This is a genomic window from Staphylococcus sp. EG-SA-15 (assembly GCF_017151895.1).
Lineage (GTDB): Bacteria > Bacillota > Bacilli > Staphylococcales > Staphylococcaceae > Staphylococcus > Staphylococcus aureus.
Genome location: NZ_JACVZN010000034.1, coordinates 14,373 through 30,612 on the forward strand (window position 1 = coordinate 14,373; position 16,240 = coordinate 30,612).

The following is a 16,240-nucleotide window of genomic DNA, read 5'->3' on the forward strand; positions in this document are numbered from 1 at the left end:
CATCGTAAAAAACAAAAAAACCGAACATCTGAAAAAATTAATAATTTTCCATCTATCCGATTTAAGTTGATACTTGATTTAGTTACAATGCGGTATTGCATGTTTAAATATCATGCAAAACTAATCAAATTAGTCATCCAAAGAAACGGAAATGACTTCCTTAGTCAAGGGATGCACAAACTCTATTTTGTAACTTTCAAGTTCTAATTGTCTTAACGTTGAATCACCATATAAAGGATCACCAATAACAGGGTGACCAATTTCAGCTAAATGCACACGAATTTGATGAGTACGTCCAGTATCCAACTTGATTTCAAGTTGGCACACAGCTTCTTTTATCATTTTTGAAGTTAAAATGTGTGTAATTGCACGCTGTCCAGTAGGAGACACACGTCGTTTATTCGAATGGAATTTATCTTTACCAATTGGCATATCAATCGTTTGTGGTTTTAAAGGTAAAAGTGCCTTAACATTTGCTTTGTATATCCGCGTAATATCATTGTCTTCTAACATGCGATCAAGAATTTTTTTCATTAAAGGATTTTTAGCAACAATTAATAATCCTACTGTTTCCTGGTCCAGTCGATGAATTGGTTCGACATAGTCACTATCAATAGTGTAAATCACATGATTCATTAAAGTATTGCTTTCTTTTAAATCATTAGGGTGAGTCTTAACACCTTTAGGTTTCATTACGATTGCCATATCATCGTCTTCGTATTTAATTTGTGCATAACGATAACTTGGAACATAATTACTTTTTTCATCGATGGTTGGAACAAATACATCGTCGCCAGTATGCACTTTATCCATTAATCGCGCAGGTTTATCATTAATAGTAATATCTTTAGACATATTTAAATGATGTAAATCTTTTTTAGGTACCTTAAGTTGTTGGAAAATATCTCGTAAACTTAAGTCATTAAAGTTTTCTGGTATTTTAAATTTCATAAAATCCTCCTATAGTCTTTAATATCATATCACAAATCAGTTCTCCTAAATATAACTATTGAGTAATCAAGGCCATTTTATCATGTTCACGTCTAAGATTTAAAAATATAATAACTCAATGTATAATAGTTAATACACGTAAAAATGAATTGGAGCGATTTGATGGAACAAAGGACGCGACTAGCTTTATTAAAAAAGATTGCCGAATTTTTAAACGAAGAAACTGAAATGTATAGCATGACCCAAGGTGCGTTAAAATATTTAATTGAGGGCAGTAATTTCACGACAGGCTGGATATTTTTCATCAATAGCGTAGGTGAACATGAACTTGTATCACATGTGGCTCTACCACAATCTTTGACAGCAGACCACTGTCACTATATTAAAGATGGGTCTTGTTGGTGTGTGAAAGCATTTAATCAACGTAGGCTAATGAAAGCGTCGAATATCGTCAATTGTTCTCGTATTAACTTAGCCTCTAAAGCATTTCCTAGCCAAAATGACAATATTACACATCATGCAACGGTACCACTTAAATCGGGTCAAGAACAATTCGGCATTTTAAATGTAGCGTCCCCAAATACTGAAATATATAGTGATGAAGATTTAGAGTTGCTAGAGTCTGTCGCATTTCAATTAGGGTCAGCCATCAAACGTATTTATTTAACAGACCGTGAAAAAGAAGCAGCAAAAATTAATGAACGTAATCGTTTAGCTAGAGATTTACATGATTCAGTAAATCAAATGTTATTTTCTGTAAAACTAACAGCACATGCTGCGTATGGCATGTCAAGCGAATCCATCGCTAAACAAGCATTCAAGACGATTGAGGAAACGAGTCAAAATGCCGTTAATGAAATGCGTGCATTGATTTGGCAACTTAAGCCAGTTGGACTTGAGCAAGGTTTAATTCATGCTTTGACAGCATATAGTAAATTAATGCATATACAATTAAATGTAAATGTAGAAGGTTTAATCGATTTATCTAATGAAATCGAAGAAAACATATATAGAGCATTACAAGAGTGTATTAATAATGTTAAGAAACATGCTGATACGAATAAAATGGATCTTACATTAAAACAAATGAACGATATACTATATATTGACGTGATTGATTATGGTCAAGGATTTGAGATCGATAATGTTCAGATAGCTTCATCACACGGTATTAATAACATAAAACAAAGAGTTAAATTATTAAGAGGTAAAGTGACCTTTCATTCTCAGCCAACAAAGGGTACACAAATACAATTCACAATTCCTATAAAATAGCTTGATTTAAGGAGATAACCCATGAACAAAGTAATATTAGTAGATGACCATTATATTGTGCGACAAGGATTGCGATTTTTATTATCCACGATTGAAAACATAGAAGTTTTACAAGACTTTGCAGATGGAGAAACATTTTTAGAATATTTAAAAGAGCATGAGCACCCTGATATTGTGCTATTAGATTTAGTGATGCCTGGCATGAATGGTATTGAAATTACGGAATATATTAAGGCACATTATCCGGATATTAAAGTTTTGGTATTAACAAGTTATGTTGATGATGAACATGTAATTTCAGCAATCAATAAAGGTGCTGATGGTTATGAAATGAAAGACGTTGAGCCTCAGCAATTAATTGAAACTATTAGACGAGTTATGAACGGTGAAAAAATGATACATCCTAAGGCACAAGATGTATTCGAAACAGTTAGCCAAAAACCACACTACACGAATAAGTTGTCAAAGAGAGAAATTGAAGTGTTACGTGAAATGGTTAAAGGTAAAACAAATAAAGAGATTGCAGAAACTTTATTTGTATCTGAAAAAACAATTAAAACACATGTCAGTCATATATTTAGTAAATTACAAGTTAGCGATCGTACACAAGCAGCAATTTATGCAATGGAAAATAAGTTGATTTAGAATGAGCTTTTAAATATTTGTCGAAAAATAGACAATTTTTAATCTGATTTTGATGAATTTTTTATAGCGATAGGGTTTATTATACAGTTTTCTTTGTAAATTTGATATCATTATAAAAGTGTAAGTTTTATCAAATCTAGTGATTATGCATAAAATTTCACTTCATTTACTTTCGCTTCATTATAAAGTAAACTTAACTCTTGTTGACTTGATCAAAATTTAATACAAATGTGAAATTGACTCTTTTCATTTTATTAAAAATATATTAAGATGTAATCTGTGTTTCAAGAAATGTGTATTATTGCAATTTCTTGTGTCCGGATAAAATTCCCCAAACAGAAAGGTAGATAACAGAATGGATAGACAGAGTTTTACAGATTTAATTCAAACAAAATTTAAAATGGTTCGTATAGAGGCTGGTTATACGCAAGATACTATGGCGCAAACAATTGGACTTTCTAAAAAGACTTTAGTACAAATCGAAAAAGAGAGAGTATTACCAAACTGGACAACTTGTATTTCAATTTGTGCATTATTCAGAGACTCTGAAGTATTAAACAGTACATTTGGCTGTGATCCATTAGAAATCGTTCAAACAATTTCAAGAAATCACTGTGCTTATCCAAACCATGCACCAACAAGTGATATTTATTGGAATAACATTGAGACTCGTAATGGGTACATTTTACAAAGTAACAAAGTAAGCAATATTTATCGTGTATTAAATCCAGATAACCAACCAATTTTCGGTACTTCTAAAATGAGAGAAGCTGAAACATACTTTAACAGAAATGCTAAAGAAGAATTAGTACATATCTAGGCCTATATACTTTTAATAAATAATAAAAGCGATGTAACACACCTGTTTCGAGAGGTGAGGCATCGCTTTTTGTATGTAAACTAATAATAAATTGAGCAGAAAGTGAAATGATTAATGAATTAAAAAATAAAAATAGTGGTATAATGAATAACTATGTTGTCACAAAGGAGTCAAAATTATGAATGCACTATTTATTATCATATTTATGATTGTAGTAGGGGCGATAATTGGGGGCATTACTAATGTAATTGCAATTAGAATGCTGTTTCACCCCTTTAAACCATACTATATATTTAAATTTAGAGTCCCATTTACACCAGGTTTAATACCGAAAAGACGCGAAGAAATTGCAACTAAAATTGGCCAAGTGATTGAAGAGCATTTGCTTACAGAAACTTTAATTAATGAAAAATTAAAAAGCGAGCAATCACAGCAAGCAATAGAATCTATGATTCAACAGCAGTTACAAAAGTTGACGAAAGATCAATTGTCAATAAAACAAATTACTTCTCAAATCGATATTGATTTAGAACAAGTATTGCAAACTAATGGAAATCAATATATTGAATCACAATTGAATAATTATTATACAAAGCATCAAAACCAAACAATAGCATCTTTATTGCCAAATCAACTTGTAACATTTTTAGATCAGCATGTAGATAACGCAACAGACTTATTATGTGATCGTGCAAGGAATTATTTATCATCTGCAAAAGGCACACAAGATATTAATGATATGTTGGATACTTTTTTCAATGAGAAAGGTAAGTTAATTGGTATGTTGCAAATGTTTATGACAAAAGAGAGCATTGCAGATCGCATTCAACAAGAACTTATACGTTTAACATCTCATCCTAAAGCAAGAACAATTGTGACATCGTTAATTACCAATGAATATCAAACTTTTAAAGATAAACCATTGAATGAACTGTTAGATGCATCGCAGTTTAATGAAATCGCTGAAAATCTATCAGTGTATGTAACAACATATGCAAGCAAACAAGCGAATAAGCCAGTGGTTACGTTAATGCCTCAATTCGTTGATTATTTAGAAGGTCAACTCTCTAGCAAATTAGCAAATTTAATCATTGAAAAATTATCGATCCACTTATCTACAATTATGAAAAAAGTGGATTTACGAGGATTAATTGAAGAACAAATTAATACGTTTGACTTAGATTATATTGAAAAATTAATTATAGAAATTGCTAACAAAGAACTAAAGTTGATTATGTCATTAGGTTTCATTTTAGGTGGTATTATTGGATTTTTCCAAGGTTTGGTTGCAATCTTTGTCTAAAAAAGCGAGATGTGGTAAAGTAATATCGAACGTTTTAATAAACATCACAACAAAGGAGTGCTATAACCATGGCAGTAAATTTATATGATTATGCAAATCAATTAGAACAAGCTTTAAGAGAAAGCGAAGAATACAAAGCAATCAAAGAAGCATTCGCTAATGTAAAAGCTAACGAAGAATCTAAAAAGTTATTCGACGAGTTCCGTGAAACTCAAATTAACTTCCAACAAAAACAAATGCAAGGTGAAGAAATTGCTGAAGAAGATTTACAAAAAGCGCAAGAACAAGCGCAAGCAATTGAAAAAGATGAAAACATCTCTGCATTAATGAATGCTGAACAAAAAATGAGTCAAGTATTCCAAGAAATCAACCAAATTATCGTTAAACCATTAGACGAAATTTACGCTGACTAATATTAAAATAATATTTTTCAATCCTTTAAATAGAGGAATAGACTGCCGACAGAGTCCGAGACTTTGTGGGTAGTTTTTTTAGTTTTGATAACAGAAGTTAGAGGCTCTCTGTCAAATTGGGCAGATGCGTTCAGTATCGGAATTTAGGCTACTAAACATGTCCTAGCTTTAGCTCAGAATGGACGACGGAAGCTGGGCAATCAAACATGGCTAGCTCTATGCCAAAACGGGCAGATGAGCTTGATAACGGAAGTTAGGCTAGTAAACGTGTCCTAACTTCCTTTTTGCATTTTGATGTGTAAAGTTTTCAACATAATACTATTAGTTCGGTCATGTATCGGACTGATGGAAAAGCGTTTCACTTTTAATGACTCATTAAGAACGGCCTGAAAATGTTTGGCGTATTAAGTGCAATGATAGTTTTGACATTTAGTTTCTAATTGGTCATTACTGCCGAGCAAATCTAGTAGAGTAATCATGTAAATCTTTAATGTGTCAGTTGGTTCACTAGCGGTGTTAATAACTACGGAAATTGCATTTCCGACTGAAGTTTTTGAAAAATATCAACGTACGCTACAAATAAAATTTTAAACTGTTATAAATGTGTCTCAATTTCATATGTTCATCGACGATATGAAGCGTATTATGGTAAAATGAAGAAATAATAAACTTGTTAATAAATAAAACATCACGATTTGACTAAAGCACTTTATTATTGTGTAGATAATAGTTTTTTAACGAAATAAAAATGGCGACTGGTTTTAATAAATCAGCTAATGAATCACTACACCTATAAGTATGATTATAGTGATTAGAATGCTTTGTATAGTTGGATTTTGCAAAATTGATGTTAGAACCTTTAATTAAGGAGATATGGATGTATGGTTAAATTTATTCATTGTTCGGATTTACATTTAGATAGTCCTTTCAAATCTAAGAGTCATATAAGCCCTAAAATTTTTGAGGATGTTCAAAAAAGTGCTTATGAAAGTTTTAAAAATATTGTAGATATTGCATTACAACAAGATGTTGATTTTGTAATTATCGCGGGTGATTTATTTGATAGTGAAAACAGAACATTACGTGCTGAAATTTTCTTAAAACAGCAATTTGAACGTTTACAAAATGAACAAATCTTTGTTTATGTTTGTCATGGTAATCACGACCCATTATCATCAAAGATTTCATCAAACTGGCCAGATAATGTTTCTGTATTTTCAAATAAAGTTGAGACGTATGAAGCAATTACTAAATCTGGTGAAACAATTTATATTCACGGATTTAGTTATGAAAATAGAGCAAGTTATGAGAACAAGATTGATGAATATCCATCAAGTCAAGGCCAAAAAGGCATACATATTGGTGTCTTGCATGGTACGTATAGTAAATCTTCAGTTAACGAAAGATATACCGAGTTCATTTTAGAAGATTTAAACAGTAAATTGTATCATTATTGGGCTTTAGGTCATATACATGAACGTCAACAATTAAGAGATATGCCTGTAATTAACTATTCAGGTAATATTCAAGGTAGACATTTTAATGAGCAAGGTGAAAAAGGTTGCTTATTAATCGAGGGTGACCACTTAAAATTAAAGACTAAATTTTATCCTACACAGTATATTAGATTTGAAGAAGCAACTATTGAAACGGATAAGACATCTAAGCAAGGTTTATACGAGGTCATTCAAAACTTTAAAGAACAAGTGAGAGAAGAAGGAAAAGCCTTTTATCGTTTAACGCTTGTTATTAATAGTGAGACATTAATTTCACCTCAAGATTTATTACAAGTTGAAGAAATGATTACAGATTATGAAGAAAACGAAAATCAATTTGTATATATTGATGAGTTAAAAATACAATATGCACAAAATGATGAGTCACCTTTAGTTAATGAATTTTCAGCGGAATTATTAGTCGATCAAACTGTTTTTGATAAAGCGATGTCAGATTTATATTTAAATCCAAGGGCATCAAAGTTCCTAGACGATTATGGAACATTCGACCATACAGCATTAGTTAATCGTGCTGAAGAAATATTAAAAGCTGAAATGAGAGGTGAACAAAATGATAATTAAATCACTTGAAATTTATGGTTACGGTCAATTTGTTCAACGTAAAATTGAATTTAATAAAAACTTCACTGAAATTTTTGGTGAAAATGAAGCGGGTAAATCGACGATTCAAGCATTCATCCATTCGATATTATTTGGTTTTCCAACTAAAAAGTCTAAAGAGCCAAGACTAGAACCACGTCTAGGTAACCAATACGGTGGTAAATTAGTACTTATTCTTGATGATGGCTTAGAGATTGAAGTTGAACGAATTAAAGGCAGTGCTCAAGGTGATGTGAAAGTATATTTACCTAATGGTGCTGTGCGTGATGATGCTTGGTTACAAAAGAAACTTAATTATATTTCTAAAAAGACATATCAAGGTATCTTTTCATTTGATGTACTAGGGCTTCAAGACATTCATAGAAATCTAAATGAAAAACAATTGCAAGATTATTTATTACAAGCAGGGGCTTTAGGATCAACTGAATTCACGTCAATGCGCGAAGTGATTAATCGTAAAAAAGATGAATTATATAAAAAATCAGGTAAAAATCCGATCATTAATCAACAAATTGAGCAATTAAAACAACTAGAAAGTCAAATTCGTGAAGAAGAAGCTAAGCTAGAAACATATCATCGCTTAGTAGATGATCGTGATAAATCATCACGTCGATTAGAGAATTTAAAGCATAATTTAAATCAATTATCAAAAATGCATGAAGAAAAACAAAAAGAGGTTGCTTTACATGATCATTCACAAGAATGGAAGTCTCTAGAACAACAGTTAAATATTGAGCCAATCACATTCCCAGAAAAAGGTGTGGATCGTTACGAAAAAGCACGAGCGCATAAGCAATCGTTAGAAAGAGATATTGGTTTAAGAAATGAGCGTTTAGCTCAACTTAAAGAAGAAGCGACTCAATTAGAGCCAGTTAAGCAATCTGATATTGACGCCTTTATTAGTTTGAATCAACAAGAAAATGAAATTAAAAATAAAGAATTTGAACTTACTGCAATCGAAAAGGATATTGCGAATAAACAACGTGATAAAGATGAATTGCAAGCAAATATTGGTTGGTCTGAAACGCATCATGACGTAGATAGTTCAGAGGCAATGAAAAGTTATGTCAGTGAGCAAATCAAGAATAAACAAGAACAAGCTGCACACATTAAACAATTAGAACGTAGTTTAGAAGAAAATAAAATCGAAGATAATGCGGTTCATAGCGAACTAGATTCTGTTGAAGAAAAAATAGTTCCTGAAGAGACTTTTGAAAAGAAAAAAGAATACTCACAACAAGTCATTGAATTAAACGAAAAAGAGAACTTGTATAGCAAATTGAAAGAACGTTTCGAAATTGAGCAACAAGAAAAACAAAAACGTCAAAAATTGTTACGAACAACGTTTATTCTTTTAACATTAGTAGGTATTGGTTTAACTGCCTTCTCATTTATTTCAAACAACATGCTGTTTGGTATTATTTTCGCAGTATTAACTTTAGTATTTGTTATCGGTATCATCATGTCTAAATCAAAAGAAGTAGATTATAGCGAGGCCATCACAGATGAAATCGAAGAAATTAAAGCACAACTAGCCATTTTAGATGAAAACTATGACTTAGATTTTGATCTTGATGAGCAATATCGCATTCGTGATCACTGGCAACAGGCATTGAAAAATAAAGATATTTTAGAAGAGAAACGTCAGTATATTGAAGGTCGTTTAAATGATGCGAAAGGGCGTCATGATGAATTACAATCGACAGTTGAAAACGTTAAGGATGAATTATACTTATCATCTAAAATTTCAAATGATTTAATTGTTGATAGTATTTCTACAATGGCGAATATTAAAGCATTAGATCAACATATCAGTGATTTAAATCAACAACGCCAGCAATTGGTTCAAGAATTAGATACATTCTACAATCATGCTGAAGCTGTTACAAAATCACAATTTGTTTATTTCAACAAATTATCTTTATTCCACGATGTGCAACAATGGTTGAAATCAGCTGAAGACACGAATGAAAAATGGCGTATTAATGCTGAAAATACCAAACTTGTTACAAATGAATTAAATCATTTAAATGCTCAATTAGAAGAAAATAATAAAGAAATTACAGCACTATTCGATTTTATCAATGTTGGTACTGAAGAAGATTTTTACCAACATCATGAAGATTACCAAACTTATACTAGTAATTTGAGTCGTTTTAATGATTTAACTAAATATCTTGAGAACCAAAACTATTCTTATGAATTAAGTTCTAGTTTAAGTGAAAAAACAACTGCACAACTTGAAGAAGAAGATCATTTATTGGCTACTCAAGTTGACGAATATAATGAGCAATATCTTGAAATGCAAGCACAAGTCAGTGATTTAAGTGCACAAATCAATCACATGGAAACTGATACAACGCTTGCTAATTTAAGACATGAATATCACAGTCTTAAAAATCAACTTAATGATATCGCAAAAGATTGGGCAAGTTTAAGTTATTTACAAAGTTTAGTTGATGAACACATTAAACAAATTAAAGATAAACGTTTGCCTCAAGTTATTAATGAAGCGGTAGAAATATTGAAGCATTTAACAGATGGCAGATATACGATGATTAACTATAATGAAGATTCAATTACGGTTAAACATGTTAATGGTCAATTATATGATCCTGTTGAACTAAGTCAATCTACAAAAGAATTACTTTATGTAGCTTTACGTATCAGTTTAATTAAGGTACTAAGACCATATTATCCGTTCCCATTAATTGTTGATGATGCATTTGTTCATTTTGATAAAAAGCGTACTGAAAAAATGTTGAATTATTTACGATCATTATCAGAACACTATCAAGTACTATACTTTACATGTGTAAAAGATAATATTGTTCCATCAAAAGAAGTGATTACATTAAACAAAATAGAGGAAGGCGGGAAACGATGAGAAATATAGAGAATCTAAATCCCGGAGATTCAGTTGATCACTTTTTCTTAGTGCATAAAGCTACACAGGGTGTAACAGCACAAGGTAAAGATTATATGACATTACATTTGCAAGATAAAAGTGGTGAAATTGAAGCGAAATTTTGGACGGCTACAAAAAATGATATGGCAACAATCAAGCCTGAAGAAATTGTACATGTTAAAGGTGACATCATAAACTATCGCGGAAATAAACAGATGAAAGTCAACCAAATTAGACTAGCGACAACTGAAGATCAATTAAAAACAGAACAATTTGTAGATGGTGCACCTTTATCACCGGCAGAAATACAAGAAGAGATTTCTCATTATTTGCTAGATATTGAAAATGCTAATTTACAACGTATCACACGTCATTTATTGAAAAAATATCAAGAACGATTTTACACATATCCAGCTGCTAGTTCTCATCATCATAACTTTGCGAGTGGCTTAAGCTATCATGTATTAACGATGTTACGTATTGCAAAATCAATTTGTGACATTTATCCATTGTTAAACAAAAGTTTGTTATATAGTGGTATTATTTTGCATGATATTGGTAAAGTTAGAGAATTGAGTGGTCCTGTTGCGACGTCGTATACAGTCGAAGGTAACTTATTAGGACACATCTCGATTGCGAGTGATGAAGTAGTTGAAGCAGCTCGTGAATTGAACATTGAAGGAGAAGAAATCATGTTGTTAAGACATATGATTTTATCTCATCATGGTAAGTTAGAGTATGGTTCGCCAAAACTGCCATACTTAAAAGAAGCAGAAATTTTATGCTATATCGATAATATCGATGCTAGAATGAATATGTTTGAAAAGGCATATAAAAAAACTGACAAGGGTCAGTTTACAGATAAAATATTTGGTCTTGAAAATCGTAGATTCTACAATCCTGAATCACTCGATTAAGAATTAAAAGATATCGGACAGATGAGTATACTGAAACATGAGCTCATCTGTCCGATTTTTAATGCGAAAAAACCGAGCGGCCGTGGTATGATTTTTGAACCACGGTCGCTCGGTTTTGTGTTATTGGCTCATGCCGGATTGTCCGCCTTGTGCGCCACCTTGTTTAAGTTTTTCAGGGTTTAAGATTTTATCTTCGACAACTGATTTAATATCACGATCTTTAAAGTCAACATCGTATTCTTTTAATAGATCTTTGTATGCATCAGTTAATAATTTTGGATTTTTTTGTACTTTCTGATCGACTAATTTTTCTTTCAGGCTTTGTTTTTCACTGTTAAAGTCTGTTGGTTTATCAGCTTTAATAATATGATATCCAAAGCTTGATTTAACAACCTCTGATACTTCACCATCTTTAAGCTTAAATAGTGCTTTTTCAAAATCTTTATCAGTTTGTCCTTTAAGAACATAACCTAATTCGCCATCTTTTTTAGCTGAACCAGTATCCATTGATTCTTTTTTAGCGATTTCACCAAATTTACTTGGATCTTTTGAAACTTCTTTTTGAATTTCTTCAGCTTTTTGTTTCGCTTCTTTATCATCTAAGCCTTCTTTGTCGCTTTTCTTAGATTTAACTTTAATTAAAATATGTGAAGCTTTCTTGCTGTCTTCTTTAATTTCAGAATCAGAGATTTTAATTTTATCTGATAGTAATTCTTTATGATAAGCAGCAGTACGTAAATTTTCTTTATATTTATCGGCTGTTAAACCTTGCTGTTGAAGGGCCTTTTCAAATTTATCTTTACCGCCGTATTGCTTTTGCATTTTTTCAATTTGTTCGTCAATCTTCTTATCATTAACTTTATTTTTATATTTATCAGCTAAAATTTTATTTAACATTTCAGTAAATGATGCATTTGCAATTTGATCTTTACCGATTTTTTTCATTGTATCTGCAACTGTTACGTCTCCAGCTTTAGAAGAAATTAATGTATTTTCTTTAGAGTCTGTGGCACTAGCGCCACAAGCGCCTAATAATAAAGCACTAGCTGTTACCGGAACGATTAATTTGTTTATCATCTTCATAGTTGAAACTCCTTTGTAAGTTAATCATCGTGAATATAACATAGTTTTATATTATCACCAATCAATAACCCATGACATCAGACTAGAGCATTAGGTTTAGGGGTAGAAATTGATGAAAATAAAAAAACAAGGTCTATATACATTTGATTGTAAGCTATTACATAGCCTAAAAACAAATAATAACACCTTGCTATAATTATTTTGTTATAAATGATATGGATTTTTAATTTTTTTCAAAATATTAATACCTGTACTATGTTCTTCTATATATTGTCCATAATTAGAAAATATAATTATTTTTAAATATAATAAATCTGTAATGGAAATACCGAAATTCAATGCCAATAAGAACATAAAATAATGTCCATATTGCGGGAATAAAATTGTTAGATAAACGAACATTGCAGATAAGATAATTAACGGCAATATTAAGTTAATGCAAAAATAAAATTTGTGTACAGGTTGATTGACGTAGGTATTATAGAATATAAGCCATTTTCTTTTAGTCAACTTATGAACTTTAAACGATTTTCTATATGGTAAGAAAAATAACAAATGTATACTTTTATGTAATGGATACGTCATAAATACAAGTAATAAAAAGATGAGAAAATGTCTATCTGATAATGGCGTATTAGATAAAAAATACATTACTTCATAACTAACTAAAAACATAATGATGGTTGCAACTGCACTCATAAATGCAATTCTAGGCAAACCAAATCGTGCATTGATATCAATTTGTCTTTTACATAAAAACATATCTTACGCCTCATCTCTTTTCAATATAAGTTAGATTATAACTAACTCAGGTTCAGTAATTCAATAGTAACATATCATGTTAGAAGAATTGTTATATAAGAAGAAAGGGGCGAAGTATTGTTTGATTTGAAACGCGAAAGTGGAGTTTGGTAAAATTGGCTGATTGACTAGCGTAGAAGTAGAATGCAGAACAAATTTCTGCGAACACATCTTCTTGCTAATAAAGCATCACTTATGAAAAAGGCGCGTGTGACATGAGTATTTGAAAACTTGAATAATATAAAAAATGGATATGGCAGGGCATATGCAAAAGCATCTTTTGACCAACTAAGTTATACAAATGCTAAAAATATAGTGATATGTAATTATAATAAATACCAGATTAATAATTTGTGCAAGTAAGGTATATGTAATGTGCATAAAAGGTTCGGCTCAATGAAAATATAAGTATGTTGTTTGTCGATAATGATTTAAGTAAAGCGTAATCAAAGTGCAAGGATAACACAATGAATCCTAAGCAATTTTTTCAATCAATTCATAAATATGATTTAAGCGAAAATCACTACAAACGATGTATTCCTGTAATTTGTAAACATAAGTTCATTTGAGTTATAAAAAAGAGATGACAAGAAATATCTAATTTCTAATGTCATCTCGTTTATTTGGCATTTAATTAAAAAAAATAAATATGCTGTTACTAATAATAATAGTTGTGATCGAGAACGTAACGTGCTACTTAGAAATTTCGTTTCCAATATCCTCGCCACGATTTTGTAAATTTTCGATGTGTGACTGTAAACGTTCAATATTAGGATTAATGTCAGATTTGAAGTTTCCAAGTAATGACTTAATTTCACCACCAATTGAACTACCAAATTCCGCACTTTCGTTTTTAATTTGAACACCATAGTTTAAAATGTCATTAAAACTTTGTTTAATCGTTTCAAATTCACGTTGTAGTTCTGATTTTGAACCAGTAGGGGCAGTACGATCGATCGTGTTGTTCTTGACACTTTTGTCGTCTCGTCCTTGAAGTGCAACTACAAAACCAGCTGCTACGCCAACACCGATACCGAATAGAATGCGTGATGCTTTCATTTATATTCTCCTCACTTTTAACATCTGTTATCTTGATAACTCATTTTGTTTAAAATTGCTAACCTTGATGTTATCACTTCAAACGCAATTGTTATAATATTAATCATATTATACCCGTTCGAGCTTAGATTAAGCATACATTTAAAATTGTGCTTGAATTTGTTCAGCAATTTGTTGTTTTGCATCGTTATCTAAAATGTCTTCATGTGTTTCCCACTTATAACCAAATCCATCAATATCATTTTCATATCGAGGAATTAAGTGGAAATGAATATGAAATACAGATTGATCTGCAAACTCACCATTATTTTGAATAATGTTTAAACCATCAGGATTAAATGCACGCTTAATAGCATTTGCTACTTTAGGTAATGCTGCACCGATATGTTTCATTGTTTCTTCATCAGTTTCAAAGATATTAGCAGAAGCTTTTTTAGGAATTAATAACGTATGTCCTTTAGTAACTTGTGATATATCTAAAAAGGCATAGACATAATCGTCTTCATATACTTTAAAGCTAGGAATTTCTCCAGTTAAAATTTTGCCGAAAATTGTTTCTGACATGATGACTACACTCCTTTTCAACTTGTATTACCATTCATTATAACATTGTCGCTAAAAATTCGATATTAGGACATGTGTATTTAATATGAGCATTTTATAATTTTTGGTACAATATAAGTCATGGAGGTGCCTTATGACAGTTAAAGTAGAACAGCTTACAGGTGGATATGGAAAACGCCCTGTAATTAAAGATATAAATTTTGAATTAAACAAAGGCGAAATCGTTGGACTTATTGGCCTTAATGGCGCTGGTAAGAGTACAACGATTAAACATATGCTAGGATTGCTTACACCTATGGAAGGATCTCTATCAATTTCAGATATCAACATTAATGATGACATAGAGGCTTATAGAAGAAAGTTATCTTATATTCCGGAATCACCGGTTATTTATGAAGAACTCACATTAGAGGAACACATTGAGATGACAGCAATGGCATATGATATTGATCGTGATGAAGCGATGAATCGAGCAATGCCATTATTAAAGACATTCCGTTTAGAAAATGAATTGAAAGTTTTTCCGAGTCATTTTTCTAAGGGGATGAAACAAAAAGTCATGATTATTTGTGCGTTTATCGTTAATCCCGAATTGTATATTATAGACGAACCATTCCTTGGCCTAGATCCATTAGGAATTCAATCCATGTTAGATTTAATGGTTGAAAAGAAAAACGAAGGTAGAACCGTTCTAATGAGTACACATATTTTAGCAACAGCTGAACGTTATTGTGATCGTTTTATCATACTAGACGAAGGTGAAGCCGTTGCATTTGGAGATTTAGAAGCATTGAGACAACAAACTGGCTTACATAAACAAACATTAGACGATATATATATTCATGTGACGCAAGGTGGAGATGTACATGCATAACCAAGCGACCACATTATTTAATAAAAGATTACATGCCCTTCGTAAAGAGAAAAATTATTATAATAAGTTTATATTTAATGGTCATTTCATGGTCTTTTTACTTATTTTGCTGGGTGCATTTATTTTTGGATATGGTGAATGGTTAAAACATATTCCAACGAATATCAATTTTTCATTAATAGCAGCAGTGATTGTAGCATTGACATCCATTTTTCCAATGCGACCACTCCTAAAAGAAGCGGATAAAATCTTTTTATTACCATTTGAAAAACACATGTCTCAATTTATGCGTCATGCGATTTTATATAGTTACTTTGCGCGCATATTAATCCAACTCATTATTGTTATTGTAATGTTCCCGTTGTTTTACAATATTAATCAACATAATGTGGCATTTTATATTTGTTTTGGAGTCAGTGCATTAATTTTTCCATATGTTGGTTTACGCTTAAGATGGCAATGGTATCAATCGGGACTTAAAACATGGCAAGTTAATTTAATATCATTCAT

Annotated in this window: 16 protein-coding genes; 11 read left to right on the forward strand and 5 right to left on the reverse strand. The window is 31.2% G+C overall.

The window, feature by feature from the left end; genetic code table 11:
• Window positions 1–129: 129 nt before the first annotated feature.
• The gene (locus IDG64_RS12285) at window positions 130–951 is read right to left on the reverse strand and encodes an RluA family pseudouridine synthase (protein ID WP_000669376.1); all 822 of its coding nucleotides are present in this window, start codon (window positions 949–951) and stop codon (window positions 130–132) included.
• Between the two features lie 162 nt (window positions 952–1,113).
• On the opposite strand from IDG64_RS12285, the gene IDG64_RS12290 reads away from it, so the two are divergent.
• From IDG64_RS12290 to yhaM, 9 genes are all read left to right on the forward strand, one after another.
• On the forward strand, window positions 1,114–2,226 hold the full coding sequence (locus IDG64_RS12290; protein ID WP_000437976.1) for a GAF domain-containing sensor histidine kinase: 1,113 nt from the start codon (window positions 1,114–1,116) through the stop codon (window positions 2,224–2,226).
• A gap of 21 nt (window positions 2,227–2,247) precedes the next feature.
• Window positions 2,248–2,871, forward strand: a complete 624-nt coding sequence (locus IDG64_RS12295; RefSeq protein WP_001045133.1) for a response regulator — start codon at window positions 2,248–2,250, stop codon at window positions 2,869–2,871.
• 355 nt (window positions 2,872–3,226) lie between these two features.
• Complete coding sequence (xdrA, locus tag IDG64_RS12300) at window positions 3,227–3,691, forward strand: XRE family transcriptional regulator XdrA (protein WP_000375864.1); 465 nt, start codon at window positions 3,227–3,229, stop codon at window positions 3,689–3,691.
• A gap of 178 nt (window positions 3,692–3,869) precedes the next feature.
• Window positions 3,870–4,994, forward strand: a complete 1,125-nt coding sequence (locus IDG64_RS12305) for a DUF445 domain-containing protein (RefSeq protein WP_000992524.1) — start codon at window positions 3,870–3,872, stop codon at window positions 4,992–4,994.
• Window positions 4,995–5,062: 68 nt separating this feature from the next.
• Entirely contained in the window at window positions 5,063–5,407 is a 345-nt protein-coding gene (locus IDG64_RS12310) for a YlbF/YmcA family competence regulator (protein ID WP_000290301.1), read from the forward strand.
• A 492-nt stretch (window positions 5,408–5,899) separates the two neighbouring features.
• Window positions 5,900–5,998, forward strand: coding sequence for a hypothetical protein (locus IDG64_RS12315; protein ID WP_031864492.1), 99 nt, complete (start codon window positions 5,900–5,902; stop codon window positions 5,996–5,998).
• A gap of 290 nt (window positions 5,999–6,288) precedes the next feature.
• On the forward strand, window positions 6,289–7,485 hold the full coding sequence (locus IDG64_RS12320; RefSeq protein WP_000238218.1) for a metallophosphoesterase family protein: 1,197 nt from the start codon (window positions 6,289–6,291) through the stop codon (window positions 7,483–7,485).
• Window positions 7,475–10,411: an ATP-binding protein gene (locus IDG64_RS12325; RefSeq protein WP_000584625.1), complete on the forward strand. Its 2,937-nt coding sequence runs from the start codon at window positions 7,475–7,477 to the stop codon at window positions 10,409–10,411. The genes IDG64_RS12320 and IDG64_RS12325 overlap by 11 nt, the downstream gene beginning before the upstream one ends.
• Window positions 10,408–11,349, forward strand: coding sequence for a 3'-5' exoribonuclease YhaM (yhaM, locus tag IDG64_RS12330; protein ID WP_001244175.1), 942 nt, complete (start codon window positions 10,408–10,410; stop codon window positions 11,347–11,349). The genes IDG64_RS12325 and yhaM overlap by 4 nt, the downstream gene beginning before the upstream one ends.
• Window positions 11,350–11,469: 120 nt before the next feature.
• Here yhaM and prsA read toward each other — a convergent pair whose 3' ends face one another.
• From prsA to IDG64_RS12350, 4 genes are all read right to left on the reverse strand, one after another.
• Window positions 11,470–12,432: a peptidylprolyl isomerase PrsA gene (gene prsA / locus IDG64_RS12335; protein WP_000782121.1), complete on the reverse strand. Its 963-nt coding sequence runs from the start codon at window positions 12,430–12,432 to the stop codon at window positions 11,470–11,472.
• Between the two features lie 204 nt (window positions 12,433–12,636).
• Window positions 12,637–13,194, reverse strand: coding sequence for a DUF3267 domain-containing protein (locus tag IDG64_RS12340; protein WP_000477957.1), 558 nt, complete (start codon window positions 13,192–13,194; stop codon window positions 12,637–12,639).
• Between the two features lie 732 nt (window positions 13,195–13,926).
• Window positions 13,927–14,292: a YtxH domain-containing protein gene (locus tag IDG64_RS12345; RefSeq protein ID WP_000648118.1), complete on the reverse strand. Its 366-nt coding sequence runs from the start codon at window positions 14,290–14,292 to the stop codon at window positions 13,927–13,929.
• Window positions 14,293–14,433: 141 nt separating this feature from the next.
• The gene (locus IDG64_RS12350; RefSeq protein WP_000004981.1) at window positions 14,434–14,856 is read right to left on the reverse strand and encodes an HIT family protein; all 423 of its coding nucleotides are present in this window, start codon (window positions 14,854–14,856) and stop codon (window positions 14,434–14,436) included.
• 133 nt (window positions 14,857–14,989) lie between these two features.
• On the opposite strand from IDG64_RS12350, the gene ecsA reads away from it, so the two are divergent.
• Together ecsA and IDG64_RS12360 are read left to right on the forward strand one after the other, a co-directional pair.
• On the forward strand, window positions 14,990–15,730 hold the full coding sequence (gene ecsA / locus IDG64_RS12355) for an ABC transporter ATP-binding protein EcsA (RefSeq protein ID WP_000216872.1): 741 nt from the start codon (window positions 14,990–14,992) through the stop codon (window positions 15,728–15,730).
• The coding region (locus IDG64_RS12360; protein ID WP_206171329.1) for an ABC transporter permease at window positions 15,723–16,240 on the forward strand (518 nt) is incomplete at its 3' end. The genes ecsA and IDG64_RS12360, both read left to right, overlap by 8 nt.

Excerpts from the sequence above, each read along its gene's own strand:
- yhaM (WP_001244175.1), top strand. The coding sequence starts at position 10,408 with ATGAGAAATATAGAGAATCTAAATCCCGGAGATTCAGTTGATCACTTT.
- IDG64_RS12350 (WP_000004981.1), bottom strand. The coding sequence starts at position 14,856 with ATGTCAGAAACAATTTTCGGCAAAATTTTAACTGGAGAAATTCCTAGC.
- IDG64_RS12340 (WP_000477957.1), bottom strand. The coding sequence starts at position 13,194 with ATGTTTTTATGTAAAAGACAAATTGATATCAATGCACGATTTGGTTTG.
- IDG64_RS12285 (WP_000669376.1), bottom strand. The coding sequence starts at position 951 with ATGAAATTTAAAATACCAGAAAACTTTAATGACTTAAGTTTACGAGAT.
- IDG64_RS12295 (WP_001045133.1), top strand. The coding sequence starts at position 2,248 with ATGAACAAAGTAATATTAGTAGATGACCATTATATTGTGCGACAAGGA.
- IDG64_RS12320 (WP_000238218.1), top strand. The coding sequence starts at position 6,289 with ATGGTTAAATTTATTCATTGTTCGGATTTACATTTAGATAGTCCTTTC.
- ecsA (WP_000216872.1), top strand. The coding sequence starts at position 14,990 with ATGACAGTTAAAGTAGAACAGCTTACAGGTGGATATGGAAAACGCCCT.
- xdrA (WP_000375864.1), top strand. The coding sequence starts at position 3,227 with ATGGATAGACAGAGTTTTACAGATTTAATTCAAACAAAATTTAAAATG.
- IDG64_RS12345 (WP_000648118.1), bottom strand. The coding sequence starts at position 14,292 with ATGAAAGCATCACGCATTCTATTCGGTATCGGTGTTGGCGTAGCAGCT.
- IDG64_RS12325 (WP_000584625.1), top strand. The coding sequence starts at position 7,475 with ATGATAATTAAATCACTTGAAATTTATGGTTACGGTCAATTTGTTCAA.
- IDG64_RS12305 (WP_000992524.1), top strand. The coding sequence starts at position 3,870 with ATGAATGCACTATTTATTATCATATTTATGATTGTAGTAGGGGCGATA.
- prsA (WP_000782121.1), bottom strand. The coding sequence starts at position 12,432 with ATGAAGATGATAAACAAATTAATCGTTCCGGTAACAGCTAGTGCTTTA.
- IDG64_RS12310 (WP_000290301.1), top strand. The coding sequence starts at position 5,063 with ATGGCAGTAAATTTATATGATTATGCAAATCAATTAGAACAAGCTTTA.
- IDG64_RS12290 (WP_000437976.1), top strand. The coding sequence starts at position 1,114 with ATGGAACAAAGGACGCGACTAGCTTTATTAAAAAAGATTGCCGAATTT.